This is a genomic window from Acinetobacter sp. ANC_7503 (genome assembly GCF_056780035.1).
The window spans coordinates 1-412 of sequence record NZ_JBWYJA010000032.1; the positions used below are offsets into that span (position 1 = coordinate 1).

1 protein-coding gene is annotated in these 412 nt (G+C 45.9%); it reads left to right on the forward strand.

All coding sequences use genetic code 11. From position 1 onward, the window contains the following. Window positions 1–11 precede the first annotated feature (11 nt). Window positions 12–412 (forward strand): GTP-binding protein (locus AC1M9M_RS14825; RefSeq protein ID WP_035271135.1); only part of this gene is annotated, 401 nt, incomplete at its 3' end.

The following is a 412-nucleotide window of genomic DNA, read 5'->3' on the forward strand; positions in this document are numbered from 1 at the left end:
AGGAAGATCTCATGGCTAAGGCTAAGTTTGAACGTAATAAGCCACACGTTAACGTGGGCACAATCGGTCACGTTGACCATGGTAAAACAACTTTAACTGCTGCTATCGCAACTGTATGTGCGAAGAAATTCGGTGGTGAAGCTAAAGACTACGCTGCAATCGACTCTGCACCAGAAGAAAAAGCACGTGGTATTACAATTAATACATCACACGTAGAATACGATTCTCCAACTCGTCACTACGCTCACGTAGACTGCCCGGGCCACGCCGATTATGTTAAAAACATGATTACTGGTGCTGCTCAAATGGACGGCGCGATCCTTGTATGTGCTGCGACTGATGGTCCAATGCCACAAACTCGTGAACACATCCTTCTTTCTCGCCAAGTAGGTGTTCCATACATCGTTGTATT